This window comes from Dethiosulfatibacter sp., assembly GCF_983023055.1.
This window is the reverse complement of sequence record NZ_CEZJXU010000176.1, coordinates 2,370-4,725: the sequence shown is the minus strand read 5'-3', so window position 1 is coordinate 4,725 and position 2,356 is coordinate 2,370. Positions and strand designations below refer to the sequence as shown.

General features: G+C 36.8%; 4 protein-coding genes. 3 read left to right on the top strand and 1 reads right to left on the bottom strand.

All coding sequences use genetic code 11. The features are described 5' to 3' along the window. The 3 genes from AC3AX0_RS07360 to AC3AX0_RS07350 form a co-directional block, all read left to right on the top strand. Positions 1–761 (top strand): ABC transporter permease (locus tag AC3AX0_RS07360; protein WP_487549659.1); only part of this gene is annotated, 761 nt, incomplete at its 5' end. Between the two features lie 13 nt (positions 762–774). Then, positions 775–1,779: an ABC transporter permease gene (locus AC3AX0_RS07355; RefSeq protein WP_487549658.1), complete on the top strand. Its 1,005-nt coding sequence runs from the start codon at positions 775–777 to the stop codon at positions 1,777–1,779. A 12-nt stretch (positions 1,780–1,791) separates the two neighbouring features. Then, positions 1,792–1,986, top strand: a complete 195-nt coding sequence (locus AC3AX0_RS07350; protein WP_487549657.1) for a hypothetical protein — start codon at positions 1,792–1,794, stop codon at positions 1,984–1,986. A 154-nt stretch (positions 1,987–2,140) separates the two neighbouring features. On the opposite strand, the gene AC3AX0_RS07345 is transcribed toward AC3AX0_RS07350, so the two are convergent. Further along, on the bottom strand, positions 2,141–2,356 hold a 216-nt coding region (locus AC3AX0_RS07345), incomplete at its 5' end, for a hypothetical protein (protein ID WP_487549656.1).

Sequence of the window (2,356 nt, the reverse complement as noted above, 5' to 3'; positions counted from 1 at the left end):
TTGTACATGCTCGAGTAAATGAAGATAATCAAATTATACATACATACTATCTACAGGGGTATGAAACCCAGAAACTCAGGAATCTGCTCCTTGTATTCCACAATCAAAAAGCCGCATTTGATGTTATTGAGGATTATTCAGACAATATTACTGTTAAGGCCATTTGTCAGGATATTGAACCATTAAGCGATAAACAAAACCTGATACCTGTATTCCTGACATATAATGGAAGTCTCATGAGTCTTTTCATCATAGCCGCCTATATATTTCTTGATAAGAATGAAGGAATCATAACGGCCTATGCAGTTACAGCTTCATCGGTATGGCAATATCTGTTGAGCAAAGTTGGTGTCATTATTGTTACGTCAATAGCTACAACCTTGATAATTTCAGTTCCTGTAATGGGACTGCAGCCTAACTATGGCGCCATGATTCTATTCGTAATAACTTCAGGATTTTTTGCAGCCTCCCTGGGACTTTTAATTACAAGCTACTATAAGGACATAGTACAGTCCTTCGGTGCACTTTACATAGTAATAATAATTATGATTATGCCCAATATATCCTACTTCACGCCAAGCTGGGACCCGGACTGGGTAAAGATCATACCAAGCTATGTAATGCTTCAAAGTTTCAAGGAAGTAATATCAATAAACGGCAACATAACATATGTCCTCTTGGCATCTCTGGGATTTGCGGTATTGGGACTGGACATATTCTTATTGGCTAATTACAGATTCAAGAAAACTCTGACTCTATAAGGAGTGTTGTGAAATGATTTGGAAGATTTTGATGATATTCAAGAGGGACATGAAAGTCAGTGTAAGAAATTTCATAACCCTTTATATAATAGTTGTGCCGGTAATATTTGCCGTGATAATCAATGTCTTTTCACCAGGTATAAATGATACAACAGTGGAAATAGCGTTGTTGAAAGGAGAAAACCCCGAACAGGTGGAATTCTTCAAACAGTTTGCGAAAGTTGAATTGACGGACACAGCCAAAAACATTGAGGAGAGGGTAATAAAGAGGGACAATATCGTAGGGGTGCTTCCTGGGAAAAATGACGAGTATTTTATTCTTACCCAGGGTAATGAACCTGACTATGTAGTGGACTATGTGAAAAACCTGACTACCTTTGACCACTACGACATAGGAATAGAAGACTCCATGGCTGAAATAATAGACTTTGGGAGAGACGTTACACCCCTTAAGAAAATGATGGTGAATATGGCAATAATGTTCACCTCAATATTGGGGGGGATGATTATTGCACTTAATATTGTTGAAGAAAAAACGGAAAATACCATAAGTGCAATACATGTGTCACCAGTGTCCAGATTGGCTTATATTGCAGGCAAGAGTCTCATAGGAGTATTCATTCCTGTAGTCAGCACTTTCCTAATGCTGGTGATTACTGGATTCAGGGACATAAACTTCCTGCATGTATTTATTATGATAATCACTTCCTGTATAATAAGCATTCTCATAGGTTTTATTGAAGGAATCAACAACGATGATGTTATGAATGCAGCAGGAAACATAAAGATGCTCTTTTTGCCCCTCTTCGGAAGTGTTGCGGCAATAGAGCTTCTAGAGGACAAATGGCAGCCTCTCTTTTATTGGATACCTTTTTACTGGACATACAAGGGGAACGATATGATTTTGTCAAACAGCGGTTCATTCATTGACATAATAAAATATTCAGGAATAGTACTTGGTATAAGTGCAGTAGTATTTATGGTTTTAGCTCCCAAAATAAGAAAAGGATTGGAATAAGGAGGGATTAAGATGAAAGTATGGGGAATTCTAGCATTGGTGTATGCTGTAGCGGTTGTTGTAATTGCCGTTATGAAGCCGGAAAAAATCTGGAACATGAAAAAAATTGAGTTGTTCAAAAGGTTTCTAGGAGACAGGGGAACTGAAATATTCTTTTACATATGGGCAGTGGGCTTCCTGTTTTTGGGAATCTGGCTATTGATATAAGTTCCATCCTGACAAGTATTTGGGACGAGCATAACTGAAAATTATGCTTATTAAAGTTGGAAATTTGAATTAGCTGAATTGTCTTCTATCCAAATGAAAGGATTGGCTATTTTGAAAAAACATAATCTCAGACTTTTTAGAATGACAATGCATTCTAAGCGTTGTAATTACTGGACTGTTCATGTATACCTTTACAGTTAAAGGACTTGTGGCACACCCCGAATATGCATATATTATGGGAAATAAAGGGATAAAGCTCAAAGAGAAGTAGAAGAATATAAAGTTTCAGAAAGGACAATAATCTTTTCTGAAGCTTTTTTGTTAAATTAAAAGGATTGTTGACTGATATAAGTGCAGGTGATATCATTTT